We start from the raw sequence: 25,363 nt of genomic DNA, 5'->3' as shown, positions 1-25,363 counted from the left end.
ACCGCAGGCGCTGTGAATGAGACGGCCGAGGCAGTTTCTGAAGAGGAGGACGGAGAGGAACTCTCCACCACCGACCGGATATGGCGGGAGGGCAAAAATCCGGCCGACTACACCTGGGACCCCCAGACCTTCTCTGGCTTCTTCTACGATCTCGATGACGACGTGGGGACCGAAACCCTCACCGTCCACCTGAAGGAGTCGGGTGACGGGTACGACCGCTCCATCGAGGAGGGAGATCTGGAGTACGAGACGAAGGCCGATTCGATAGCTTTCGAGTTCGGCAGATGGGGCGAATATCAGGTCATTGGCTTCATGGCTCAGAAGTACTTCGCTGGATACACGGGCGCGGACCCCGACGTCGTGGACAGTGAGATCAGCCTCCTCGACGAGGAGGAGCTGCGCGAAGTCCTCATCGATGACGACGAGGAGTACACCGTGGACACCGGCTCGGTCCTGCCCCTGGAGGAGGGGTATGAGATCAGGATAAAGGAGATCGACCTGGACGGGAACAAGGTCTGGCTCTCCCTCGCCAAGGACGGTGAGGAGGTGGACAGCAAGGTGATAGATCCGACGAACCTCAGATCTTCGACCTACAAGTACGAGGTGGACCTGAGCGGCAAGGACCTGCCCTTGATCATGCTTCACCTATCTAACATCTTCAGAGGCACCGAGTCCAGCCTGGTCACCGTCGATGGGATCTTCCAGATCTCGGACCGGTACACCACCGTCGCCAGCGGCGACAAGTACGGAGATATGGAGGTCGACTCGATATCCGGCGACACCATCAGGATGACAAACGACAACTCCATCACCTTGAGGAAGGGGAAGACCGTTTCGGTGATGGGGGACGTCAGCTTCCTGGTGGCCGACGCCGACGAGCTCCGGTTCGGTCCGACGGTGAAGAGGACGGGAAGCTACGAGATCCGAGGGACGATCGTCGACCCGTCGGTCGCCAAGTTCACCTGGACCCCTTACAACTTCGAGGGCTTCTACTACGACATCGACGACGACGTGGGGACCGAGATGCTCGAGGCCAGGTTCACAGGAGACAAGATCGAGGACGGAGACCTCAGATACAGGACCATTCCCCAATCGGTGAGGTTCGAGTACGACCGCTGGGGCAACTACAACGTCATAGGCTTCTTGGCCGAGAAGTACTTCGCCGGATACAGCGACGAGACCGATTTCACCGACGAGTTCAGCGTCATAAACGAGGAGGAGCTGAGAAAGGTCCTCATAGACGACGACGAGTCCTATACGGTTCGGAGCGGTGCCACCTTCCCGCTGAAGGAGGGGTACGAGCTCCGGATAAAGGAGGTCGACCTTGATGGAAATAAGGTATTCCTCTCCATCACCAAGGATGGCGAGGAGGTCGACAGCAAGGTCGTCGAGCCCGGAAGCTCTGTGTCGAGCTCCACCCTCACCTATGACGATGAGATCGGAAGCGAGGACGTGCCGATAATCGCGGTTCACGTCCAGAGCGTCTTCCGGGGGAGGGAGGAGGACCTGGCCACCGTAGAGGGCATCTTCCAGATATCCGACAAGCCCCGATCCGTAGAAGAGGGCGAGAGCTACGGCAAGATGGAGATCGACAGCGTCTCTGACGGCGGAATAGAGATGGTGAACGACGATTCCATCAGCCTGGGCAAGGGCAAGAGCATCTCCATCATGGAGAACATGTTCTTCAAGGTCTCCGACAGCGATCGTAGGCTCGTAGTCCCCGTCGTCGAGGTGAAGGCCGAGCTCAAGCCGATGAGGATCGAGATCCCGGAGGCTACGGTGGGAACCCCAGCAGAGATCGTGGTCACCTCTGACGGAGATCCGGTGATCGGCGCCGTCATCACCATCAACGGCGACGAGGTCGGGACCACAGATACCGACGGAGTATACGTCTACTCGCCGACTGTCGCCGGCAGCTTCGACGTCGAGGCCAGAAGGGACGAATATACAGACGCCAAGGGAGTTCTCGTCGTCAGCGAGATCAGAGAGGAGAGGGTCCTCGCCGTCAGCTCGCCGCAGGAAGTGATGAAAGGGGAGAGCTTCGTGATCAAGGCCACCATCGGCCTCGACCAGAGGCCGGTGGAGGGTGCTGACCTCGCCTTCGATGGGTCCAGCATCGGCACCACCGACAGTCGCGGCACGCTCTCTTACACCTCGGACGCGGTGGGCTCCCACACCATCACCGCCTCCAAGGAGGGGTACGAGAGCGGCTCAAGAAAGATCGTGGTGACGACGCCGATCGAGATAGCGGGCATCGAGATGGACGAGACCACCCGGGCCGGAAAGACGATCAAGATCACCGCCAACGCCGAGAACCGGGGATCGGTCAGCGACACCACGACGGTGAATCTTAAGGTCAACGGAAACCTCGAGGCGACGGAGAACCTGACCGTCGGCGCCGGGGAGAGCGGCTCGGTGACCTTCGAGTACCAGCCCGAGGAGCCCGGCCTCTACACCTTGGAGGTCGACGGAGTCCAGAGAACCCTGACGGTGGAGGAGAGGAGCAACGTCGGCATGATCGCCGGGATTCTGGTGCTTTTATTCCTCATCGGAGGCGGAGCTTACCTCTACTCGACCGGTAAATTGAACGAGATTCTGGGGCAGATCAAGAACCGTTGATTCTGCCCCAAAAACCTCTTTTTTCTTGAACAAAAACCTCTTTTTTTTCTTTGGAATCTCTCCTCTTAGAAGAGAAAATCGGGTCCGGGTGCTCCACCCATCCTGATGAGACGAACCATTTCAGGGAATGATTGATATACCCTGACGAGTTCTCTCACGGTAGAGTGTAGCATATCGGTTTCGGCCGACTAAAATTTCAGGATCGAGATTCCCATGAACTTCTGGCAACCCAAGATCGAGACGATGAAAAAGTCAGATCTTCAGGATCTGCAGCAAAGACGCCTGAAGGATGCGGTGAAGAGGGCCTACGATAACGTGCCCTTCTATCATCAGAAGATGAAAGACCTCGGCGTGACCCCCGGAGACGTGACGGGTTTAGATGACGCTAGATCCCTTCCGGAGACTAGGAAGGGCGATCTGCGGGACAACTACCCCTTCGGCCTCTTCGCCGTCCCCAAAAGCGAGATCGTGAGGGTCCACGCCTCCTCCGGGACGACGGGAAAGCCGACGGTCGTCGGCTACACCGCGAGGGATATAGAGACCTGGTCGGAGATGGTGGCGCGAGACCTGGTGATGGTCGGCTGCACAAAAGAGGACATATTCCAGAACGCCGTCAACTACGGCTTTTTCACCGGGGGCCTCGGGATCCACTACGGGATCGAGAAGATGGGAGCGATGGCGGTCCCCAGCGGCACCGGGAGCACCAAACGCCAGATCGAGATCATGATCGACTTCGGCGTCACGGCCCTCCACTGCACCCCCTCCTACGCTCTCTACCTGGCCGAGACGGTGATCGATATGGGGATCGCGGGCGACCTCTCCCTGAAGATCGGCTGTTTCGGGGCGGAGCCCTGGTCTGACGAGGCCCGCTCGGAGCTTGAGTCTATGCTGAAGATCAAGGCCTACGACTCCTATGGCCTCTCGGAGATGTTCGGGCCGGGGGTCGCCTTCGAGTGCCAGGAGCAGGACGGCCTTCACATCTGGGAGGACCACTTTCTGGTGGAGATCCTCGATCCCGAGGGGGAGCTCTGCGCTCCCGGCGAGCGGGGCGAGCTGGTCCTCACCTCCCTCACCAAGGAGGCGATGCCCCTCATCAGGTACCATACGGGAGACGTCACCTACATGATGGAGGAGGACTGCCCCTGCGGCAGAACCAGCGTCAAGCTCCACCGGTTCCTGGGGAGGGCCGACGACATGCTGGTGGTGAGGGGGATCAACGTCTTCCCCAGCCAGATCGAAGACGTCCTCCTCAAGATGCCCGAGATCGGGGACTACTTCCAGGTGGTGGTGGACAGAAAGAGGCACGGCCTCGACGAGATCGCGATCAAGGTGGAGATGAGCGATTCTGCATTCACTGGGGAGCTCGCGGACCTTGCACGGCTCCAGAAGAAGGTGGAGGGCGAGCTGAAGTCGGTGATGAAGATCAGGTCGAAGGTGGAGCTGGTGGAGAAGGGGAGCCTCCCCCGGACCGAGGGGAAGTCGAAGAAGATCGTGGATCTGAGGGATATTTAGCTGGTGCCGCCAAAGGCACTTTAGCCTCTACATTTTATGGGCAGATATCGCCAACCATCTCTTTCGTCTTTTCATTCACCCTTTCTTTCAGCCTCTCCAAGATACCCTTCATCCTCTCGGAGTTGTCGCAGTGCGAGCCGGTCTTGGGGTTGCAGACCGAGAGGGCGTCCATGGCCCGGTCGGCCAGAGCAAACTCCTCCATCTCTTCGAGCTTCATCAGAAGCTCCGCCATCTTCCGGTTGAAATCCCTGCACTTATCGGCGTCGCAGATGGCGTCGCCGTGGAGCCTTCGGAGGGCCTCGACCTCCTCTATCAAGTCCTCCCATCGAACTCCCGCGGCCATACCAAAATTCACCTTTTGGGTTTCAGCCGTACCCCAGAGCCCTAGCCCGATCGAAGGCCTCCTTCGCGGCATCGCCCTCCCCCTGCATCTGTAGGGACCAGCTCTTGTTGCTCCAGGCGGCGGCGTATCCCGGGGCGATCTTCAGGGCCTCGTCGAAGCAGTCCAGAGCCTCCTGGTACCGGCCCAGCCGGTTGAGGGCCATCCCCTTTTTGTTCCAGGCCTCCGCGAAACTGGGATTGATCTTGAGGACCTCGTCGTAACAGCCCAGAGCCTCGTCGAACCGAAGGAGCATCTGGAGGGCTTCGCCCTTGTGGTACCAGCTCTCCAGGGATCTGGGGTCGATCACCAGAGCCCTCTCGTAGCATCTCAAGGCCTTATCGTAGCTTCCGGTCATCAGGAGGGCGTCCCCTTTCCCGTCCCAGGCGGCGGCCAGCTCCGGCTCCATCTCCAGGGCCCTTTCGTAGCAGATCACCGCCTCGTCGTAACGGCCCGCTCCGCTGAGGGAGTCGCCCCTTCTGACCCAGTCCCCGGCCGAGAGGACCTCAGAAGAGGGCTCTTCGACGATCGGCTCCCCGGCAGCCTCGACCGTCTCAGACTCTCCCAGCTCGGCGTCTACGACGGCGTCGCTGACCGCGGGAGCCGCTAAAACCTCAGCCGCCTCTTCTCCAGAAGAATCGACCTTTAGGTCCAGGTCCATCAGGCTCGTGCCGGTCCGTTTAGTAGGCTCTTCAGCGGGAGTGGCTTCGGGGGCAGGGCTTGCAGACGACTCCTCTCCGGAAGAAGAATCCTCGGAGGGGGCGGCCTCCTGGGCCCCTGCCGCGTCCTCAACTGCTGGGGGGGGGACCTTCTCGGGCTCGTTCTCGGGCTCCTCGGCGGCCCCCCTCTCAGGGCCGGAAGGAGATCGGTCGACGCTGGATATGCCAGGGACCTCGTAGACGGAGAGAGACCCATCGAAATCGCCGTAGAAGTTCCCCTCCCAGAGGTTCGTTCCCAGGTCGAAGGCGTTGTAGTTCTCGTTCTCCTGGAGGAGGTTTTTCCGGATCCGGTTCTCGTCGGACCCGGCGTTGATCCATATTCCGTACTTGTTCTTCCAGACGACGTTCTCCTCGACTATGCTATCGCTGGAGCCGTCCAGGAATATGCCGTACCACCTGTTCTCGGTGACCAGGTTTCCTCGGATCAGGTTCTCTCCCGACCTCACATCGATACCGGCCCAGCCGAAGCCTCCGTTCTCGAGGACGAAGCCCTCCAGTCGGACGCCGTCGGCGACTAGGGTCACGGCACTCCCCCGCCCACCGGCATCGACGATCGGCTTCTCGGTGCCGTCTCCCGCGCCCCGGAGGACTATGGGCATGTCCACCACCAGATTCTCGCGATATGTGCCGCCACCGACCTCCACCACGTCGCCGGGGCTCGCGGCCTCGATGGCAGCCTGGATGCTGACGTGATCGCAACCCTCCGGACCTACGGTGATGGTGGCCGCGAGAGCTCCCGCGAGGAAGAGCGCCAGGACCGCCAAGAAAGAGAAGATCATAATCTTCGAGTTCATCAAGCCTCCCGCCTGGAGGTCCTTTCTACCTCGATCTAAGAAAATCTTTTGGTGAAACCGAGCCCCCGATTCTCCTCCCGGGCGGAAAGTTCGACGGTGCCAAAAAAAATTGGAGTCGGCTTTTTGGGCTGGATTCAGCCGGCTGGCCCAGGCTGCCGAGCCGGCCGGACGGCGCCGACTATACGGCGGCAGGTCCCCTCTCCTTCGTCCTGACCCTGATCACGTCCACCACGGGATGGACGAAGATCTTGCCGTCCCCGGCCTCGCCGGTGTGAGCGGCGTCGCAGATCAGGTCGATGAGACGGTCGGCGTCGTCGTCCTCCACCACCAGCTCCAGCTTCACCTTCGGCAGAAACTCCACCTTGTAGTCCCCGGCCCGCCACTGGAGGGCTACCCCTTTCTGCCGGCCCCTCCCCTTGATCTCCGTCGCCGACATCCCCGGAAAGCCGTTCTTGTCGAGGGCCTCCCTCACCGGGCTCAGCCTCTCGGGCCTTATTATCGCCTCAATCTTCTTCATCTCAGAGCATCTCCTCGAAGCCTCAACCTCGTGTGCCCATAATCGTACTCGTCGTACCTTGTACCCATCCTCACCTTCCGCCCTTCTCCCGACCTTTCCAGCTCCAGTTTCATGCGTAAGCCCCCTCACCGTGCTGGCTGATGTCCAGGCCCACAGCCTCCTCATCATTTCCGACCCGAAGGCCCATCACCGCGTCCACGGCCTTGGCGATCCCGAAGGTGGCGACGAAGGAGTAGACCCAGGCGATGGCGACGGCCACGACCTGCACCATCAGTTGATGAGAGTTTCCAGCGAGAAGGCCGGCCGCGCCGATGGAGGCGAAGATCCCGGTGGCTACGACGCCCCAGGTGGATCCGATCCCGTGGCAGGCGAGAACGTCCAGAGAGTCATCCACCCTCTTGCTGCCCCTGATGAAGAGGATGGCGTAGTAGCCGACGAAGGCCGCCCCCACGCCGATCGGAACCGCCGCAAGAGGCGTCACAAACCCGGCTGCAGGGGTTATGGCGGCAAGCCCCGCCACCGCTCCGGTCACGATCCCCAGGGCGCTCGGGGCCCGATCCCGCCATGAGAGGAGCATCCAGGTGGTGGCAGCGGCGGCCGCTGAGGTGTTGGTGGTGACGAAGGCGTTGGCCGCCAGTCCATCGGCGGCCAGGGCGGACCCCGCGTTGAACCCGAACCACCCGAACCAGAGGAGGGTCGCCCCCAGGACCGTCGTCGGTATGTTGTGAGGCTCCATGGGGTCCCTGCCAAAGCCCTTTCTAGCTCCGATGACCATCGCTATCGCCAGAGCCGAAACTCCGGCGCTGATGTGGACGACGATCCCGCCGGCGAAGTCGAGGGCCCCCATCTCCGAGAGGAATCCCCCGCCCCAGACCCAATGGGCGATGGGGTCGTAGACGAGGGTAGCCCAGGCCAGGGAGAAGACGAGAAAAGAGCTGAACCTGATCCTCTCGACGTAGCTTCCCGTTATCAGGGAGACGGTGATCACCGCGAACATCGCCTGGAAGATCATGAAGGTGAGAGAGGGTATCGTCAACCCCTCCATCGCCTCCATACCGACACCCCTAAGTCCAAGGTGATCGAGCCCTCCGATCACCCCTCCGATGTCGGTGCCGAAGGCGAGGGTGTACCCGATCAATATCCACTGAAGGCTTATGGTTGCCATGATGGCAAAGCTGAATATCATCGTGGATATGGCGTTCTTCTTTCTGACCATCCCCCCGTAGAAGAGCCCAACTCCCGGGATCATGATCAAGACGAGGGCGGCGCTGATCAGGACCCAGGCGTTGTCCGCGGGATTTATCGCGGATCCGGCAGCTGCAGTCCCCACAAATCCCATCAGCGTCGACGAGAGCAGGATTTTACGCATCGGCAGATCCATAGCGTCAAGAATGCCGCCTATTTTATAAGCATATTTATGGAGAAATATGTCATATTCCTAATGTATATGAAAGTTTCATAATTGGAATTTGACGAAATATTGAATTAATGGGAATGAGCGATTTCAATGATGCGATCTCAATAAGAGGATGGCCAAGACGAGGCCAGCGCGGCGGGTTCATTACGTCGATGAGATCAGAGGTCTCCGACCTTCACTGGTCTTCGAGGGATCGGGACGAAAGGGTTTCGAGCCGGGCCATGTCCTCGCCGGATCTCAGCTTGATCGACCTCGCGACCGGGCTGATGAAGATCCTGCCGTCCCCGATCCTGCCGGTCCTGACCGCCTCGGCGATCGTCTCGATCAAAAAATCCACCTCGTAGTCGCAGACTACCAGCTCGATTTTGACCTTGGAGAGCAGGTCGAGATGCTCGGCCCGCCCATTGTAGCGGAGCTTTATTCCCCTCTGCTCTCCCCGGCCCGTCACCTCGCTGATGGTCATCGAGACGAAACCCTTCTCCTCCAGGGCGGCCTTCAACCTCTCAAGCCTATCCGGAGGGATTATAGCCTCAACCCTCATCAACGTCATCCGCCTCGACCAAAGAGATCCGGACCCTTTCCCGTCCTCGTCATGTCGAGATCTGGCCGGAAGATGGGGAGACTCTTGGGAAGACCCAGTACGCCCGTGGAGCACAGCCTTACGAACTTGACGCTCTTCGACTCGATGGCATCGAATACCCCCTCTTTCTTCGCCAAAGAGCCCATGAACTCCAGCCTCGCGAGAATCTATTTATACCCTTTTATGAAGTTTTCACAAAAGTTATGAAGGGATATGATCTCTGAGGAATCGTCCGAGACGGTCTCTGATGCACAAAAAGGGTAAATACATGCAATGGAAAAGAAGATCCGTCATGGCAAAAACGCCGGAGAGAGTCACTATAGCCCTAGATGGCGAGACCGCAAAGCTCTTCCGGGATATGAGGGAGGAGCTCGGTATATCTCAGAGCGAGCTGATGCGGGAGGCTCTGAAGTTCTACAGCAAGCACAGGGCTCTCTTCGAATCGGTCGACGAGGAGAGGATCTACGCCTACTCCGAGATGCTCTCTGTCGGCGAGCACATAATCCTCGACATCGACCACTGGATACTTTTTCTCACCTTCATCGAGACCCATCCAGTACGGGGGGAGTTTTGGGATATGCACCGGAAGGTATCCCAGGCTCACGCCGAGGAGTTCAAGCAGAAAAATCACAATGCAGAAACGGTCCTGAGAAGGCTTGAGCTCTGCAACCTCTTCAAGCTGAGCAGAACCTCCGATGCCGACTTCACCCTCCTCCTCGGCTACGATACTCCAAAAAAGTTCGTCAAGACGGAGCTGGAGGAAATATTTTCCAAGATGGGGATCAAGGTAGACATAAAAGAGGACTTCTCTAAGCTGAGGATCAGGATCCTGCCCTGAGGGGGCACTATTCTGCTTTTCCAGTGATGAAGTTGGAGGCTGGATAACCCTCCCAAAAGTTTTTTTTAATCTTCTGAGATGAAGTGCCCAGTGTTACCCTACTATGACCCGAATACACCTAAACCTGATAAATTTTCCGTATAGCGACAGGCTTTCCGATATCTTTGCCCCTTATCCCGACGACTTTGAGTCTACTGCATTGGTCATCGGTTAAGGATCGATTTGAATAGTCTCGCTGATTTTTGAGTGCCGAGATCCACAACGAGCTTCTCCACGACGAGTCGGTCGCCTTCTCGACGGACAAGATCGAGATCTCACCGAAAACATACATATCCCCCATCCCCCAACCAGGACTAATAATGACGAACTTCAAGGTCCTTCTGGAGGGCGCCTGGCTGGTCAGGGACGTCAAATCCCCCGACGACGCCATCGGGGTCGCGATATCGGAGGCGGGAAAGAGACTGAACAACAAAAAGCTCGACTTCGTGGAGGTGGAGATGGGCCAGACGATCTGTCCTGCCTGCGGCGAGTCCCTGGACGGCGTCTTCATGGTGGCGGGAACCGCCCTGGTCGGCCTCCTCTTCGAGATCAAGGTCTACGACACCGAGAACGAGGAGCACGCCTTCCGGATAGCAAAGGCGATGGTCGGAAAGGCCCTGGGGGCGGTCCCCCTCCGGCTTGTGGAGGTCGAGGAGATCGAGGGAGGAAGAGCGGGAAGGCCGATGAGGCCGAGGTGATAAATCAGAAGATCCGAGAGGCGAAATCCCGAGTCCAAATCTCGATCCTGAGCCCAACTTCCCGGATCAGCCCCGAAGCCGCTCCCACTCAGAGACCCGCGCCCTGATGATCTCCCTGCTCTTCTGAGCGTCGGTGACGATCAGCTCATCCTGGATCCATCTTGGGAGGAAGGATCTCACGCCGCCTCTTCCTCCCTCCCTGAACCGCCGGTCGCAGAAGAGGATCACACCCCGCTCCGAGGCGTCTCTGATCACCCTTCCGGCCGCCTGAAGCCCCCGATTTATCGCGGGCAGGGTGTAGGCGATCAAGATCCCGTTCTTCTGGCCGTACTTCCTGACGTAGTACTGGTTGGTCTCCCTCTGGATCTCGTTATAGAAGCCGAGGGGCAGGCCCACCACGGCGACCCCGTTCAGAGCCTCTCCCTTGTAGTCGATCCCCTCAGCGAGCTTTCCGCCCGAGACCCCCAGAAGGACCGCCCCCTGCCTCTTTCCCGCCTTGAAGAAGTCGTCCAGGATATCGGGGACGTCCTCGGCGTTCCTCGGCTCGGCATAGAGCATCTTTCCCGCCCTTCTCGCCGCCGCCTTGCAGGTCTTCTCGTACTGGTTCATCATCGAGTACGAGGTGAAGAAGACGGCGACGTTTCCGGGAACCTCCTCGATGACCGCCTCGATATGCTCTGTGATCTCCCTTCTATTTCCAGCCTCTTCTCTCTTCTCCAGCTGTGTGGTGGCGGTCTTGGCCACCATGAGGAGCCTGTTATCCGAAGGGAAGGGGTTGGGGAGGCTGATCTTCTTGGCCCTATCCCTCTCCCCCAAAAAGTAGAGCTCGTAGGCATCCAGAGGCGAGAGGGTGCCGCTGAGCATCACTGTCGCGTTGATGTTGTCGGTAACCCTTCTGATCAGAGGCGCAGGATCGATGTTGTTCACCTCCAGCCAAGCCCTTTTTTTGTCGCCGGTGCCGCTGACGGTGATCTTCCTCTGGTATGCGAGGTCTCTTTCGGCCATCTCCACGTCGTTCAGGAAGAGTAGGACCTGTCCCAGGCTCGGCTCGATATCTCCTTTCAGATTCTCGCGATCACCCTCCGCCAGCTCCAGCTCCGCCACCATCACCGCCACCTCCGTCGCGGCCGAGAGGGCGTCCTCCACGTCCTCGAAGCCCTGGTAGAGGAACCCGCGGAAGAGGTCTGCGTCCAGAAGCTCTTCGCCCTCCTGCATCCGGGACTGGCGGCTCTCGATGTACTTTCGAAGCCTCGGCAGAAGGGTTCCGATCACCTCCACCCCCCTCAACCGCGATGAGGCGTCCAGGGAAGACTCCTCGAGCCTCGACTGACCCATCGACTGCTGGTACTTCTCGACCTCCTTCTCGGCGAGATCGATCATCCTCATGGACAGGATCCTCGCATTGAGGGCCCTTACCGCATCGCCCAGGTTGTGGGCCTCGTCGACGAATAAGGTCAAAGACTCCCGTTCCATCTCCAGCCAGTCGAAGATTATCTCCTGGAACTCGGGGCTGAAGAGGTGAGAGTAGTTGAGGATCAAGACGTCGCTGCCCTTGGCGGAGAGGCTCATCACCTCGTAGGGGCAGACCTCTCCGCACTCTCTGAGGAACTGGTCGGGAGACCTGATCCCCGACCTCAGGTCGTCGACCAGGTCGAGGATCGATCCGGAGTGTCTGAAGTGGGGCTTTCCAGAGAGCTCGAAGACCTCTCTGCTCATCAGGTAGTAGGGGCAGAAGGTTCTGTAACCGGGGACGCTCGAGGGCGAATTTCTGTCTTTGGAGGGGTCATAGAACTTGCCGCCCACCTCCGCGAGCCTCGTTACCATCCTCCTCTTAGTCCACTCTCGGAGCCGTGCACAGCCGGCGTAGACGCTCTCTCCGCTGAACTCGTCGGCGATGGGGCACATCTTCTGTTTGCCCACCATGTAGGTTATGGTGGGTCGGTGCCTGGTTTTGGACCAGATCTTCTCTATCTCGTCCAGGTATACGTCTATCTGGCTGATCGTCCTCACCGCCACCGCGATCTTGCCGGGAGCCGCTGCCAGGGCGGCGGAGATGCAGCTGGTCTTGCCGCTGCCGGTGGGGGCGTCGATCATCAGCACCGCATGATCCCCGTCTCTTGCAATCCTGTAAACGTCGTCCAGCATGGCGTCCTGGTAAGGCCTCAGCGACTCGTAGGGGAAATAGTCCAGATACACACCGTTCTGGTTTCAGCTTAAAGGTGATAAATGCTATCCATCGTGCCTGATCTCCTCAGCATCCCGATCCGGCTCAGATCAGACCGATATGGCCTCAATGAAAAAGGTTTAAATGTAATTGCGTTATATGATATTCAGGGAGTAACATGAAAAGCGCGATCGCACTTCTGCTCGTCCTGATGACGTCCTTCGCCGCCCTGGCGACGGACGCCTCGGCCTCGCCGGCCTATCAGGACGGCTTTGTCACCGGCTATCTCGATGTCAGCGGAGATGGCCAGACCGAGATCGTGAATTCGAATCTGGACCGATGGAAGGGGTTCACCAACACCGAGGTCCTTTACGGGAAGGGCGCAATAGACTATTTCTCTACCGGCCGATTTGACCAGTCCGCTGGGGTTTCTCAGATCGACCGGAAGATAGAGTTTCCTGATGGGCTTCTCGTAAACGTTCAGCATTTTGATTCCTCCCGGGTCTTCAACGGAACCGGCCTGGACATATCCAACGTCAACGTCGTCTCCTCCTATTCGGGCTGGGACCGCATGGTCATCGCACCCAACCGTACCGCCTTCGACGTACAGAGCGAGTTCAGCGGGACATGGGACCTGGAGGCTTTCAGAGAGGACATCTACGAGAAGATCGATACCAAGACGATGCTGGACGGAAAGTTCGAGGTCGAAAAGAAATTGGTCTTCAGGTGAGATCTGATCAGAGCCCGCGGCAAGTCCCTTCTTAGCCGGGGCGTTGAATAGCTTTGAATAGCTTTGAATAGCTTTGAATGTAGATTATCGGCTGAAATGAGGTATTATCATGGGATTGCTAAACCGCATGAGCACCGTGGTCAAGGCCAAGATGAACACCATTATGGACAGGGCGGAAGATCCCAACGAGACGCTCGACTACTCTTACCAGAAGCAGCTTGAGCTTCTGCAGAATGTGAAGAGGGGCGTAGCGGAGGTCGCCACCTCCAAGAAGAGGCTGGAGCTTCAGAGGGCGAAGCTGGACCAGAAGATGGACCTACTCGATTCTCAGGCCAGGGAGGCGATAAAATCCGACCGAGAGGACCTGGCGCGCCAGGCCCTGGAGAGGAAGAGCACCCTCACCGTCCAGGCCCAGAGCCTCGACCAGCAGATCAGAGACCTCGAAGGAGAGCAGGCGAAGCTCGAGGCGACCGAGCGGAGGCTCTCCGCAAAGGTCGAGTCCTTCAGGGTGAAGAAGGAGACGATCAAGGCCCAGTACTCGGCTGCCGAGGCCCAGGTCAAGGTGACCGAGTCTCTGACCGGGATCAGCGAGGAGATGGCCGACGTGGGTCTTGCGGTCCAGAGGTCTGAGGAGAAGATCGAGACTATGAAGGCGAGGTCTGCGGCCCTCGACGAGCTGGTGGAGAGGGGAACCCTGGAGGTGTTCAGCGGGAGCGACGAGATAGAGAGGGAGCTTGCCCAGATCCAGGCCGAAAGCAACGTCGAGTCGGAGCTCGCCCGGCTGAAGACGGAGGAAGGGAGATGATCATCAGAATCATGGGCGAGGGGCAGTTTTTGGTCTCCAGCTCCCTCCTCGACGATCTGAACGAGATCGACAACATGATCGTCGATCACGTTGCAAAGAACGACGAGGCCGGCTTCAAGAGGGAGCTATCGAGCCTCATCTCAACGATAAAGGAGAAGGGCGAACCCCTGGACCCAAAGGAGATCGTCGAGTCGGACATAATCGTGCCTCCAGCGGATCTGACCCTCCACGAGGCGGAGAGGATATTCAGCGGATGCGGCCTGATCGAGGATTAGGATCGAAAGATCGTCGAAATACGAACATAATCAAAACATGAGGATTAGAGCGGTATCCCCCAGAGGGGGTACCATTTCTCCAGGTCCTTCTCTACGGGAAGCTCCGGCTCCATCACCGATCTGAGCCGGAACTCCGACGAGTTGTCCCTCTGATGCCCTTCAAGAGGGACGAAGGGGTAGTAGGCGCCTCCCTTGAAGCTGTAGATCCAGTAGACCGGGCCGTTTCTTCCCCGGAACCGGTATAATGCGCAGAGGAGCTGCTCGCCGAAGCCGTGCTCTATCATGGTCGTGCTCACCAGATGGACGTTCGCCACCAGGTCGTCGAAGTCCGGATCTTCCAGGACCACCCAGAGATAGCGGTACTCGTCCTTCTCGACCCTGTACTTCGTTCCCGTCTCCCGGGCGCCGTAGCTGAGGAGGTCCTCGATCTCGGCCCGGGCCGCCTCGTATCTCGAGGACTCGATCGGCTTGAGGCAGATCCCGGCCGCCCCTGCCGGCGAGAGCCCCAGGTTCGCCTCCAGGGTGATGCTGGCGGTGGATATGGCGAAGAGCCGGTCGAGCTTGGCCGTCGGAAGCTCGCTCTTTCCCCGGATCGCGTCCAGGATCTTAAACCTCATCTCAACCTCTTTTCGAACGATTTCATGCCGACCTCGCCTCACGCCGTCTCCATCTCCCTCTCGATCCTCTGGAGGGCCGCGATCCTCTTCTCCACGGGAGGGTGGGTCGAGAGTAGGTTCATTATCGAGGAGCCCGAGACCGCCGGGATGATGAAGAAGGCGTTCATCCCCTCGGCCTTCCGCAGGTCCTCCTTCGGTATCCGGGGCATGACGCCGCTGATCTTCATCAGGGCCGATGCCAGATTCGACGGCTGGCCGGTGATCACCGCCGAGCCCCGGTCGGCGGCGAACTCCCGATACCTCGAGAGGGCCTTTATCAGAAGGCTGCTGGCGATCCAGACGACGACCGAGGCCAGAAAGGCGGCCGCGATCCCGCCGCGATCCCGGCTGGAGCCTCCGCCGCCGAAGAAGAAGGAGTATCGGACGATGAAGAAGGCGACCGTCGAGAGGAAGCTTGCGATCGTCATCACCATCACGTCCCTGTTCTTGACGTGGGAGAGCTCGTGGGCCAGGACCGCCTCCAGCTCCGCCGCCGTCAGCTGGCGCCTGATCCCCGTCGTCACCGCCACCACGGCCTTCCCCGGGCTTCTGCCGGTGGCGAAGGCGTTGGGCATCGGCGTATCCACGATCGCTATCCTCGGCTTGGGAAGGTCCGCCATGGCGCAGAGCCTCGAGATCATCTGGTGAAGCTCGGGCTCCTCGCTCTCGGAGACGATCTTCGCGCCCATGCCCTTGAGGACGAGCTTATCGGAGAAGAAGTACTGGATGAGCATGAATATGCTAACGAAGGCGAGCATCCCCACCAGCCCCGTCCCCCGGTACGCCAGGACCGCGAGGAAGGCGATGTAAACGAGGAAGAGGAGGAACATGGTGAAGAGCATCCTGGCCTCCAGTCCCCTGTCGTGATGCCATTTTCTTTTCATGATCTACTTACACCTTGAGAGAAGCTTGATCTTGGGGCTATATCGACCTTTTGGGATTTAAGGGATTTGTTGCTGGAAGGGTCGAAGAGTCCACTTTTGACCACGGAACTTTTTGTGGTCTGATTGTGGACTAACGGATTTATAGTTTGAAAATAATTTCCGCAACTATGAGAACACCGCTGTTCATCACCATCGTCATGATGGGTGAGATCTCCGCCGAGGTGCCCCTCAGGTTCTACATCTACGAGGAGGTGGTTGTGGGAGGGGCGAGGGCCCAGACGCCTCCGCAGCAGATCGGCCTGATCTAGAAAGATCTCACAGGGCGCTGGGGCCTGCGAGCAAGTTGACCGCCACCATCGTAACTATGCCCACCAGGATCATCTTCAGGCCGGAGAGGATGATCTGGCCCTCGCTGATCTTGCCCAGATATGCGCCCATCACGAAGAGGAGGATGAAGGCGAGGGCGAGGGAGGCGTAGAAGGGATCCAGCACCGTCGCCGAGGGGGCTAGGACGTAAGGGAGGAGGAGGATCATCCCTCCCAGGGTCGGGCTGATCCCGTTCACCAGGGCCACCAGCACCGCCGCAAACCTCGAGGCCCTGGAGAGCTGGGTGTCGTCCAGGCTCTTCAGCATCGCCCCCTCCAGCTTCCTCTGCTCCATCTTTCTTGCGGCGCTCTCGGCTATGTAGGCGCTGCTGATCCCCGAGATCCCCAGGGCGACGCTCCCTCCGACTCCTGCGGTGATCACCACCCGGGGGTCGGAGACCCCGGAGAGATGGGCGCCTATGACCACCCCCATTATGGCCAGTATCCCGTCGAAGGAGTTCATGACGAAGACCCTGAGGGCGATCTCGTGGGCCTGGCTGACCAAAATATACTTTTTGATCCTCTTGAGATCCATCAGACGAACACCGTCCTCGAAGGAGCAGGAGCCGTACCCACCTCGCCCCACTCCCCAGCCGATCATCCTATTGCTCATCCCTCCACCAGCTTCGAGCTCACCTCTCGGCTGCCTGCTGAGATGTCGACCTCGGCCCTCTCGGTCACGGTGGAGCCCGCCGGGACCAGGACCTCCAGCTCCCGGAGGAGGTTTCCGTCGCCGTCCTCCAGGATGACGTTGGCAGTCCCCTCGGCATCGCCAGAGTTGTTGAGGGTGATGGTGCAGTCGGCGTACCATCCCTGGTTTAGGTTCCAGCCGATCCTAACCTCGAAGTCCTCAAGGCGGATCTCGGCGCCTCGGCCGGGCCGGGCTCCGATAACATCTTCTTCGCCCCCTTCACCCGCAGATCCGGCCTCCAGAACCGAATAGGAAAGCCAGCCTGCAAAGCTCGCGGTCCACTCAGGGTCTGCGGGGGGCGATTCCGCCAGCATATCGCGCCAGGCCTCGTCGGTGAGCCGGTCGCCGATCGGCTGCTTGAACTCGTAGTAGCTGAAGACGGGCCCCGCTCCGAGGAGTATCCTGCCGTCGGGAAGGTCGTAGGCGACGGCGGCGAGCCTGACGCGGCCCACCCCCTCCTCCAGGACCTGCCCCGTATTCGGGTCGGTGTGGACGTCGGCGACGATCGTCGTCTTCTTCGACTTATCGTCCACCCCCTCTATCGCTCCGTTCAGCCTCTCCCCGAAGTCGCCGATGAACTCGACGTCCTCCTCGGTCAGCTCCCCTCCCTCCAGCTCTTTCGTCGATATCTCCTCCAGCCGTTCAAGGATCGTCTCCAGGCTCTCAAGGCGGCTTTGGGAAGGGTCATCGAGAAGGCCGGCCTCCTCGAGCCCCACCCGGTTCATTTTGGCAAGATCGAGGAGCCTTCCGTAGACCTCGGGGACGGGCTCGACGTAGCCGGCCACCGGCTCGGGCTCCTGGGGGGGGAGGGCGATGGCCCTCAGGGTATAGCTCTGCTTTGCGTAGAGGATGGTATCGTGGCGAAGCTCAGCCCAGGAGGCGAGGGCCGTCGTCAGCTCCTTATCCTGCCAGGCCGTCGTCTGCATGAAGGCCGGGCTCTCTGGACCGAAAGGTTCGAGGAGGGGCTTCAGGGCGTAAAGCCACGACCAGTAGAGGTTCTTCTGCCAGTCCTCCTCGCCGAACGAATCGAACTCACCTTCGAGCTCTGCCCGCGAGGAGGAGTAGTTCAGATAGCTCGCATCGTCCAACGCCTTCAGGATCTCGTCGGCCCGCTCCGATCCCAAAATCGCCATCAGGTCGAGGCCCCGGGGGAAGTGGCGGCCGTAAGGACCCAGGGTGAAGGCGTCGCCCTCGCCGGTATAGCCGCCGACGTTCGGGATCACCAGGCTCTGGAAGATGTAGGAGTCGGGGACGAACCGCTGGCCCATGAAGCGCAGACCCGCCGTCGCCGCGAGGCAGAGGTCGGCCTCCTCCGGCGAGAAGGGCGGCTCGGCGGCGCAGGCCGGAGAGTCGACCCCCATCCCCCCGTAGATCCGGGGCGATCTCTCTTCCGCAAGCCTGGCCTTGAGGTGGCCGAGGTCCCTGTCCGAGAGGTCCCGGGCCGAGACCTTCTCTGCGAATAGATCGTCGATGGCGTCGTTGTACTCGTACGGGCCCAGGTCGTCGGAGTATCCGACGTAGAAGGAGGTGACGTTGTATATCCGGTCCCAGAGCTCCTTCGATCCGGGGTCGTCGAGGAGGTCTTCGGCGATCATGCTGGCGGCGCGGGTCTGCACTTTTGCCTCCTTTTCGGAGACGATGCAGTCGCCGTCGCAGCCCTGGAGGAGGAAGCCCATCCTCCCATACCAGATCATGGCCTGGAAGTAGTTCTTCAGCCGCTCAGATCGGGTGTAGTGGCCCCGGGGCCGGTACTGGGAGTAGTCCTCGTCGCGGCCGAATAGCGGCGACTTTGAAAACCCGGCCTCTCCCTCGATCAGGGCCAGCTCTGCTGCGACCTCCCCCTCCACCAGAGCCGGTATCTCGAAGCTCCTCTCCTCCAGCTCCTCGGAGGTGAAGTAGGGGTAAGATCCCTCAAAGCTCCTCTCGTCGCACTCCCGGCCGCCTCCCGGGCAGAGCTGGTCTGCCGTAGGCGAAAGGAGGCTCAACGCCGTCGAGAAGAAGGCGACGTTCATCTTCGCCGCCTCCTTCGCCTCGCCCGAAGAGGCCTCGTAGTCGGCCACCGATCTCGCCAGCATCATCTCGCTTATAGTCCAGAGGTCGCCATAGAAGTGCTCCTCCTCGATCCTCCTCAAGGTCTCCTCGAACTGGATGTGGTAGACGTGGAGGAGGGAGTCGGAGGAGACGAAGATGGGAAGCTCAAGCCTCTTGAGGAGCTTGTAGGGGGCCGTGATATCCTCCAGGTTCTGCGAGAAGGGATCTTTCATCACCACAAACCCGTTTCTCTCCAGCCGCTCCAGCTCCTCGTCGCCCAGCTGCAACTTGGAGTTGAAATCTTCAAAATTATCGATATCTTCCCTGGATAAAGGAAGCTCATAGCCTGATGCACCTTCTGCCAAGGCCGCAGCACCTCCCAGAGATAGCTCAGCTATCGAAATTATGATGATCGCGATCGAAAACCAGATTCCAAAGGCTCGCCTGCCGATGAAGTGATTGAGCATGATAACCCCCAATTGGCTTATAACTTCGAGTCCAAGTTATATGAAGGTTTTTGGGTGTAACTCGAAGGCTGCAAGCGATCATCGGGCAGAACGGCAAGAGCTTTGCGGAGGGCAAGAGCTTTGCGAGGGGTTTCTAGGACCGATCTCCATCAAAAGCCTCTCATCGAAGTGCAAGGAGATCAAATGCCCCTCGAAGATGGCATTTAGTCTTCGTACCTGCCGGCTCCCGCCAACATTCCATATCTTTTTAAATTTGTATCACCACATATCATACCATGCCCTCGCCCGTGAGAATCTCCGATATCTCCCTCTACCTCCTCTGCCCCCGGCTCGTCTACTTCCAGGCGATGGGCCGCTCGGTCTGGCCGAAGGCCGAAAGCCCCGCCAGGCTCCTCCTGAGGGAGGTGGCCCTGTCCCTATCCGAGTTCGAGCCCGATGGGGGGAGCGACCTTCTGGCCTGGCTCGGCGAGGTCCTCGACCGGGCCGAGGCCGAGCTTCCGGTCATCTGCGGGGATGAGGTCAACATCCACGACCTCCGGGCGGCCGCCGTGGAGATCCGCGAGACCCTGCCCGAGATAGCAACCAATCTTTCGCCGAAGCTCGTGCTTTTGACCCCCAGCGAGGTGGAGGTGGAGCTCCGGTCCGATCGGCTCGGCCTCTCCGGGAGGATAGACCGGATCGTCTCAAGGGCTGGAGACGGTGGCACGAAAGGCACTGTCCAGATTCCCTCGATCATAAAGACGGGTAGCCCTCCGGAGACCGGGGTCTGGAGGAGCGACCGGCTCCGGCTCGCAGGGTACGCCATGCTCCTGGAGGATCAGCTGGATCAGAGGGTCGGTTCGGGGATCGTCGAGTACCCCTGGGCCGGGGAGGTCCGGGAGGTGGAGGTCAGAAGCTCCGACCGGAGGAGGGTCCTCCGGATCAGGGACCGGGTGAGGCTGATCAACGGTGGAAAGCTCCCCGACCGACCCCGGGAGGCTCCTTGCGAGCGGTGTCCCGTCACCGAGACGTGCGAGACGAGATCGACCCTCGCCTCCAAGTTCTTCTGATCAGAAGCGTTATATTCCAAAGCTTCGGAAGGTCGGAGCATGTTCGGAAAGAGGCACGTCCTCTCCATGCGGGATTTCTCGCGCGAGGAGATCGACTCCGTCCTCGACCTGGCCGAGTCCCTGGAGCCCTACGCCCGGGGCGGGAGGTGCGATGCCCTCTCGGGAAAGATCCTGGCCCTCCTCTTCTTCGAGCCGAGCACCAGGACGAGGCTCTCCTTCGAGACGGCGATGATGCGCCTGGGCGGAAAGACCCTCAACCTCGGACCCGCCGAGGGGTCGGCCATCGCCAAGGGAGAGTCCCTGGCCGATACCATCAGGGTGATCGGGGCCTACGCCGACGCCCTGGTCATCCGCCACCCCAAGGAGGGCTCGGCCCGCCTCGCGTCCCAGTTCTCGCCGGTCCCGGTCCTCAACGCCGGGGACGGTGCTGGCCACCACCCGACCCAGACCCTCCTCGATCTCTACACCATAAGAAAGGAGAGCAGCCTAGAGGACCTCAAGATCGCCCTCGTCGGCGACCTGAAGTACGGAAGGACCGTTCACTCCCTCGCCTACGCCCTCGCCCTCTACGGTGCGGAGATAACCCTGGTCTCGCCTCCAAGCCTGGAGATGCCCGCGCCGATCAAGGCGGACCTGGCGGGGAAGGGGACGAGGGTCCGCGAGACCCACGATCTCGACTCGGTGATCAGAGACGTGGACGTACTCTACGTCACTCGGATCCAGAGGGAGAGGTTCCCCGACCCCTACGAGTACACGAAGGTGGCCAAAAGCTATCGGATCGGGCCTGAGAGCCTGGCGGGGGTCCAGGAGGGGCTCATCATCATGCACCCGCTCCCCAGGGTGGAAGAGATCGCGCCCGAGGTGGACGATACCCGCCACGCCCTCTACTTCAAGCAGTCCTTCTACGGCGTGCCGGTGAGGATGGCCCTTCTCAAGATGCTGATAGGTGATAGGCTTGACTGAGATGGAGACGAAGCTCGATGAGATTGCCATGAGGGTCACCCCCATCGGCAACGGGACGGTCATCGACCACATACCGGCGGGCCAGGCCCTCAACGTCCTCAAGATCCTGGGAATCGATAAGACGACCGAGGCGACGATAAGCGTCCTCATGAACGTCTCCAGCCGGAGGTCGGGCAAAAAGGACATCGTCAAGGTGGAGGACCGCGAGCTGGAAGAGGATGAAGTGAACAAGATCTCCCTCATCGCCCCGGGGGCGACGATCAACATCATCAGGGGCCGCCGGGTCGTCGAGAAGTATACCGTCGACATGCCGGACCTGATCGTGGGCGTCTTGAGGTGCCCCAACCCCTCCTGCATATCCAACACCAACGAGCCGATCAAGTCCCAGCTCCTGGTCAAGAGCAAAAACCCTGTGGCCCTCAGGTGCGTCTACTGCGAGCAGCCGATCACCGAGAAGATAGCAGACTACTTAATATAGAAGCGAAAAGGCTGCAGAGCTAGTTATCCTTCCAAGGACGGAGTTCAATATGACGGTAAAAGATGGCGATTTCATCAAGGTAGATTACACCGAGAGCGTCGACGGCCAGGTTATATCCACCACGAACCGGGATGTGGCGATGAACAATGACATCTACGAGGACGGGGTCGAGTACGCTCCAGCCCTGATCGTGGTGGGGTCCGGAGACGTGGTGGAGGGCTTCAAAGACGAGCTGATGGGAAAGGAGATCGGAAGCTCGGGAAGCGTGGAGGTACCCCCCGAGGAGGCCTACGGAGTTCGCGACCCAGAGAACGTCGAGCTGATACCCCTCACCAAGTTCAAGAAGGAGAGGCCCGAGATCGGGATGCGGGTCTCTGTAGACGGCAAGATGGGAACCCTGACCCGGATCATCGGGAGGAAGGCGAGGATCGACTACAACCACGCCCTCGCCGATAAAACGGTCAAGTTCGACTACACCATCGTCGAGAGGATCGAGGACCGGCAGGAGAAGCTGGAGAGCCTGATCAGGATCTTCGCCAAGATCGACCTCAAGGCCGAAATTCTGGAGGACGACGTCGCCGAGATCGAATCCCCCTGGGAGATGAGCTACTACAAGGAGTGGCCGATGATAAGGCGGGGCGTCGCCGAGATGGCGATGAGGCTCCTCGAGCTCAAGGAAGTTCGGTACATCGAGAGCCACAAGCTCACCCCCACCGTCACCTCGCAGCTGGTATCCCCTCCGTCCAAGTCCGAGGCGGAGGAGGCAGAGGAGACTGAGACTCCGGCCGAAGCTTCCGAGCCAGACGCGCAGAGCTGAAATTCATTTTTCCGAGTAAGAGAACCACCTTGGGCGCGGTTCTGGGGATCCGTCGCCCGCCCTGTAGGGGTGGGCGAGGGGATTCCTTTCTGGCAAAAAGTTTTATAGGGCCAGCTACATCTCAGGTCTTATGACGCAAGAGCAATCTGCGCGGGATCGTTTTCTATAACATCGAAGCGCTGCGTGGAGAAAAAGTTCGGTTTTTCGACACCACCCTCCGGGATGGTGAACAGACCCCCGGCGTCTCCCTGACCCCGGAGGAGAAGATCATTATCGCTCGGCAGCTCGACAAGCTCGGCGTGAACGTCATCGAGGCCGGTTTTCCAGTATCCTCTCGAGGCGATTTCGAGGCGGTGAAGAAGATCGCGGCCGAGGGACTTGAAGCCTCCGTCTGCGGCCTCTCAAGGATCATAAGAAAGGATATCGACGCCTCCCTTGACGCCGACGTGGACATGGTCCACGTCTTCGTCTCGACCTCGGATATCCAGATCCAGCACACCATCAAAAAGAGCCGCGCGGAGATCGTCGAGCAGTCAATGGGAGCAGTGGAGTACGTCAAGGATCACGGGAGGGTCTGCCTCTTCTCGGCGATGGACGCCACAAGAACGCCCCTCCCCTTCCTCAAGGAGATCTTCGGAGGAGTGGAGGATGCCGGCTGCGACATCATAAACATCCCCGACACCGTAGGGGTGGCGATTCCGACCACCTTCTACCAGATGGTGAAGGAGATCTGCGATTCGACTAAGAATATGGTCGTAGACGTCCACTGTCACAACGACTTCGGCCTCGCCGTCGCCAACAGCCTCGCCGCCTTTGAGGCGGGGGCGAGGGAGGTCCAGGTGGCGGCCAACGGCCTCGGGGAGAGGGCGGGAAATGCAAACCTCGCCGAGACGGCGATGTGCCTCCACTCCATCTACGGGGCGGAGACCTCCATCAAGACCCCCTACCTGGTGGAGACCGCAAAGCTCGTCGAGCGGCTCTCGGAGGTGAGGATCTCACGGACTGCCCCCATCGTCGGCGAGAACGCCTTCTCTCACGAGAGCGGTATCCACAGCCACGGCGTCCTGGAGCGGACCGACACCTTCGAGCCGGGGATAATGACGCCGGAGATGGTGGGTCACCGGAGGAGGATCGTCCTCGGAAAGCACACGGGAAGGCATGCCGTCAAGCAGTCCCTGGAGGAGATGGGGTACGGACCCAACGAGAGCCAGCTCCAGGAGATCCTGGAGAGGGTGAAAGATCTGGGAGATAAGGGGAAGTGCGTGACCAACGCCGACCTTCAGACCATAGCCGAGGTGGTCATCGGAGAGCTGGCCAAGGAGAAGCAGGCCGTAATCCTGAAGGAGCTGGCGGTGATGACCGGAAACACCCTCACCTCGACGGCCACGGTCAGGGCCACGGTCAGGGGCGAAGAGAGGGTCCTCGCCGACATCGGCGTCGGTCCCGTAGACGCCGCCCTCAGGGCCGTCCGGGGGATCCTGGGAGACGAGACCGCCGTCAAGGTAAGCGACTTCCGGATCGAGGCCATAACCGGAGGGTCTGACGCCCTCGCCGAGGTGGTGATCGGGGTCGAGAACAGCCGCCTCGGAAGGAAGGTGACGGCCCGGTCCGCAAGAGAGGACATAGTGATGGCCTCGGTGGAGGCGCTGATCAACGCCATAAATAGACTGATGCTTTTGGAGGAAGAAGCAAGTTGAGCGGAACAAAATACGAGGTGGTAGACACCCACTGCCACCTCGACTTCAAGAACTTCAACAAGGATAGAGACGAGGTGATCAAAAGGGCCCTTGGTGCCGGGGTGACCACCATGATCAACTCCGGGATCGACCTCAAGACCAACAGGAAGAGCCTCGAGCTCGCCCGAAAGTATGACTTCGTTTTCGCGACCCTGGGCCTCAACCCGAACGGCCTTTCCGAGACTACCGACGAGGATGTGGAGGCGACCCTCGACCAGATCCGATCTCACGCCAAGGAGATCGTAGGCGTGGGCGAGGCGGGCCTCGACTACTACCGCTGCCCCGACCAGAAGGGGAGGGACCGGCAGCGAGAGGTCTTTCGAAAGGTCGTCGGCCTGGCGAAAGAGCTGGACCTGCCCCAGGTGATCCACGCCCGCCTCGCCGAGGACGAGGCCTTCGATATGGTCAAAGACCTGAACAAGGTCGTCTTCCACTGCTACAGCGGGACGGTGGGGACGATGAGAGAGGCCGTAGACCGCGGATTTTACATCTCCCTCGCCACCGTCGTCTGCAAGTCCGCCCAGCACCAGGTTCTGGCAAGACAGGTTCCTCTGGACCTGCTCTTGATCGAGACCGACAGCCCCTTTCTCTCTCCAAAAAAGGGGAGAAACGAGCCTGCATACGTTCTTGAGTCCCTTAACCTGATCGCCAAGATCAAAGACCTTCCACCTGAAGAGGTGGCAAAAGCCACCACCGCAAACGCCAAAAGGATATTCAACCTCTGAGCGGGAACCTTTATCCCGCTCCTTTGCCTTATCCCTGACTCTCTTCTATCCGATTCTAAACCCGCGCCCGACTCAGGATCTGACCTTCTGACTTGATCTTATGCCCTCTCTCATCGAAATAAGATGGAAAATTATATCAGATGGACGCGGAAAACACAGTGCAAGCGAGATGGACCAGTGATCTGATGCCGATACGCTTCGAACACATAATGAAGTATCTGGGCTCCAAGAAGGAGAAGGGAAGGAAGAGGATCGGCCTCTTGGTTGATGGGCCCAACATGCTCCGAAAGGAGTTTCAGATCGACCTGGAGGAGATCAGAGACATCCTGAAGGACTACGGCGACATCAAGGTGGGCCGGGTATTCCTCAACCAGTACGCCTCCGAGAAGCTGGTGGAGGCTGTGGAGAACCAGGG

The 25,363-nt window shown here is 59.7% G+C and carries 25 protein-coding genes and 1 pseudogene; 15 read left to right on the top strand and 11 right to left on the bottom strand.

Features of this window, described 5'->3' with window-relative positions:
- Together ACP5EL_RS03235 and ACP5EL_RS03230 are read left to right on the top strand one after the other, a co-directional pair.
- Positions 1-2,619: S-layer protein domain-containing protein (locus tag ACP5EL_RS03235; RefSeq protein WP_428401008.1), on the top strand; the 2,619-nt coding region annotated here is incomplete at its 5' end.
- 213 nt (positions 2,620-2,832) lie between these two features.
- Entirely contained in the window at positions 2,833-4,131 is a 1,299-nt protein-coding gene (locus ACP5EL_RS03230; RefSeq protein WP_428401006.1) for a phenylacetate--CoA ligase family protein, read from the top strand.
- A 34-nt stretch (positions 4,132-4,165) separates the two neighbouring features.
- On the opposite strand, the gene ACP5EL_RS03225 is transcribed toward ACP5EL_RS03230, so the two are convergent.
- The 6 genes from ACP5EL_RS03225 to ACP5EL_RS03200 form a co-directional block, all read right to left on the bottom strand.
- On the bottom strand, positions 4,166-4,474 hold the full coding sequence (locus ACP5EL_RS03225; protein ID WP_428401005.1) for a hypothetical protein: 309 nt from the start codon (positions 4,472-4,474) through the stop codon (positions 4,166-4,168).
- A gap of 22 nt (positions 4,475-4,496) precedes the next feature.
- Positions 4,497-6,023: a tetratricopeptide repeat protein gene (locus ACP5EL_RS03220; protein WP_428401004.1), complete on the bottom strand. Its 1,527-nt coding sequence runs from the start codon at positions 6,021-6,023 to the stop codon at positions 4,497-4,499.
- Positions 6,024-6,201: 178 nt separating this feature from the next.
- Positions 6,202-6,540, bottom strand: a complete 339-nt coding sequence (locus ACP5EL_RS03215; RefSeq protein ID WP_428401003.1) for a P-II family nitrogen regulator — start codon at positions 6,538-6,540, stop codon at positions 6,202-6,204.
- A gap of 109 nt (positions 6,541-6,649) precedes the next feature.
- A complete protein-coding gene (locus tag ACP5EL_RS03210; RefSeq protein WP_428401012.1) occupies positions 6,650-7,879 on the bottom strand; it encodes an ammonium transporter in 1,230 nt (409 codons plus the stop codon).
- A gap of 253 nt (positions 7,880-8,132) precedes the next feature.
- Entirely contained in the window at positions 8,133-8,507 is a 375-nt protein-coding gene (locus ACP5EL_RS03205) for a P-II family nitrogen regulator (protein ID WP_428401002.1), read from the bottom strand.
- Positions 8,504-8,683, bottom strand: a complete 180-nt coding sequence (locus ACP5EL_RS03200) for a hypothetical protein (protein ID WP_428401001.1) — start codon at positions 8,681-8,683, stop codon at positions 8,504-8,506. The genes ACP5EL_RS03205 and ACP5EL_RS03200 overlap by 4 nt, the downstream gene beginning before the upstream one ends.
- A 146-nt stretch (positions 8,684-8,829) precedes the next feature.
- Here ACP5EL_RS03200 and ACP5EL_RS03195 point away from each other — a divergent pair, with 146 nt between their 5' ends.
- Positions 8,830-9,375, top strand: a complete 546-nt coding sequence (locus ACP5EL_RS03195) for a ribbon-helix-helix protein, CopG family (RefSeq protein ID WP_428401000.1) — start codon at positions 8,830-8,832, stop codon at positions 9,373-9,375.
- A 359-nt stretch (positions 9,376-9,734) separates the two neighbouring features.
- The gene (locus ACP5EL_RS03190) at positions 9,735-10,112 is read left to right on the top strand and encodes a DUF555 domain-containing protein (protein ID WP_428401011.1); all 378 of its coding nucleotides are present in this window, start codon (positions 9,735-9,737) and stop codon (positions 10,110-10,112) included.
- Between the two features lie 66 nt (positions 10,113-10,178).
- Here ACP5EL_RS03190 and ACP5EL_RS03185 read toward each other — a convergent pair whose 3' ends face one another.
- A complete protein-coding gene (locus ACP5EL_RS03185) occupies positions 10,179-12,308 on the bottom strand; it encodes an ATP-dependent DNA helicase (protein WP_428400999.1) in 2,130 nt (709 codons plus the stop codon).
- A gap of 146 nt (positions 12,309-12,454) precedes the next feature.
- Here ACP5EL_RS03185 and ACP5EL_RS03180 point away from each other — a divergent pair, with 146 nt between their 5' ends.
- From ACP5EL_RS03180 to pspAA, 3 genes are all read left to right on the top strand, one after another.
- The gene (locus ACP5EL_RS03180; protein ID WP_428400998.1) at positions 12,455-13,006 is read left to right on the top strand and encodes a hypothetical protein; all 552 of its coding nucleotides are present in this window, start codon (positions 12,455-12,457) and stop codon (positions 13,004-13,006) included.
- Positions 13,007-13,115: 109 nt separating this feature from the next.
- Positions 13,116-13,811, top strand: coding sequence for a PspA/IM30 family protein (locus tag ACP5EL_RS03175; protein WP_428400997.1), 696 nt, complete (start codon positions 13,116-13,118; stop codon positions 13,809-13,811).
- Positions 13,808-14,086: a PspA-associated protein PspAA gene (pspAA, locus tag ACP5EL_RS03170; protein WP_428400996.1), complete on the top strand. Its 279-nt coding sequence runs from the start codon at positions 13,808-13,810 to the stop codon at positions 14,084-14,086. The genes ACP5EL_RS03175 and pspAA overlap by 4 nt, the downstream gene beginning before the upstream one ends.
- A gap of 44 nt (positions 14,087-14,130) precedes the next feature.
- Here pspAA and pspAB read toward each other — a convergent pair whose 3' ends face one another.
- A complete protein-coding gene (gene pspAB / locus ACP5EL_RS03165) occupies positions 14,131-14,703 on the bottom strand; it encodes a PspA-associated protein PspAB (RefSeq protein ID WP_428400995.1) in 573 nt (190 codons plus the stop codon).
- Positions 14,704-14,741: 38 nt separating this feature from the next.
- Positions 14,742-15,626, bottom strand: a complete 885-nt coding sequence (gene htpX, locus ACP5EL_RS03160; RefSeq protein ID WP_428400993.1) for a zinc metalloprotease HtpX — start codon at positions 15,624-15,626, stop codon at positions 14,742-14,744.
- A 167-nt stretch (positions 15,627-15,793) separates the two neighbouring features.
- Here htpX and ACP5EL_RS03155 point away from each other — a divergent pair, with 167 nt between their 5' ends.
- Complete coding sequence (locus tag ACP5EL_RS03155; protein WP_428400992.1) at positions 15,794-15,934, top strand: hypothetical protein; 141 nt, start codon at positions 15,794-15,796, stop codon at positions 15,932-15,934.
- Positions 15,935-15,941: 7 nt separating this feature from the next.
- On the opposite strand, the gene ACP5EL_RS03150 is transcribed toward ACP5EL_RS03155, so the two are convergent.
- Together ACP5EL_RS03150 and ACP5EL_RS03145 are read right to left on the bottom strand one after the other, a co-directional pair.
- Positions 15,942-16,592 (bottom strand): VIT1/CCC1 transporter family protein, encoded by a 651-nt coding sequence (locus ACP5EL_RS03150; protein WP_428400991.1) that lies wholly within the window; start codon positions 16,590-16,592, stop codon positions 15,942-15,944.
- 8 nt (positions 16,593-16,600) lie between these two features.
- Positions 16,601-19,078: a DUF3160 domain-containing protein gene (locus ACP5EL_RS03145; protein ID WP_428400990.1), complete on the bottom strand. Its 2,478-nt coding sequence runs from the start codon at positions 19,076-19,078 to the stop codon at positions 16,601-16,603.
- 377 nt (positions 19,079-19,455) lie between these two features.
- Here ACP5EL_RS03145 and ACP5EL_RS03140 point away from each other — a divergent pair, with 377 nt between their 5' ends.
- The 7 genes and pseudogenes from ACP5EL_RS03140 to ACP5EL_RS03110 form a co-directional block, all read left to right on the top strand.
- Positions 19,456-20,229 carry a CRISPR-associated protein Cas4 gene (locus ACP5EL_RS03140; RefSeq protein WP_428400989.1) on the top strand — a complete coding sequence of 258 codons (774 nt, stop codon included), beginning with the start codon at positions 19,456-19,458 and terminating at the stop codon, positions 20,227-20,229.
- 39 nt (positions 20,230-20,268) lie between these two features.
- A complete protein-coding gene (gene pyrB, locus ACP5EL_RS03135; protein ID WP_428400988.1) occupies positions 20,269-21,192 on the top strand; it encodes an aspartate carbamoyltransferase in 924 nt (307 codons plus the stop codon).
- Between the two features lies 1 nt (position 21,193).
- Positions 21,194-21,670, top strand: coding sequence for an aspartate carbamoyltransferase regulatory subunit (pyrI, locus tag ACP5EL_RS03130; RefSeq protein WP_428401010.1), 477 nt, complete (start codon positions 21,194-21,196; stop codon positions 21,668-21,670).
- Between the two features lie 49 nt (positions 21,671-21,719).
- Positions 21,720-22,487 carry an FKBP-type peptidyl-prolyl cis-trans isomerase gene (locus ACP5EL_RS03125; RefSeq protein WP_428400987.1) on the top strand — a complete coding sequence of 256 codons (768 nt, stop codon included), beginning with the start codon at positions 21,720-21,722 and terminating at the stop codon, positions 22,485-22,487.
- Positions 22,488-22,633: 146 nt separating this feature from the next.
- Complete coding sequence (locus tag ACP5EL_RS03120; RefSeq protein WP_428401009.1) at positions 22,634-24,184, top strand: 2-isopropylmalate synthase; 1,551 nt, start codon at positions 22,634-22,636, stop codon at positions 24,182-24,184.
- Positions 24,181-24,948, top strand: a complete 768-nt coding sequence (locus tag ACP5EL_RS03115; protein ID WP_428400986.1) for a TatD family hydrolase — start codon at positions 24,181-24,183, stop codon at positions 24,946-24,948. Before ACP5EL_RS03120 ends, ACP5EL_RS03115 begins: the two co-directional genes overlap by 4 nt.
- 185 nt (positions 24,949-25,133) lie before the next feature.
- Positions 25,134-25,363 (top strand): annotated as a pseudogene (locus ACP5EL_RS03110) (TIGR00288 family NYN domain-containing protein); the annotation flags it as partial.

The sequence above is a fragment of the Methanocrinis sp. genome (assembly GCF_049974945.1).
GTDB lineage: Archaea > Halobacteriota > Methanosarcinia > Methanotrichales > Methanotrichaceae > Methanocrinis.
Note: the sequence above shows the minus strand (reverse complement) of the source record. Positions and strands in the feature narration are given on the sequence as shown.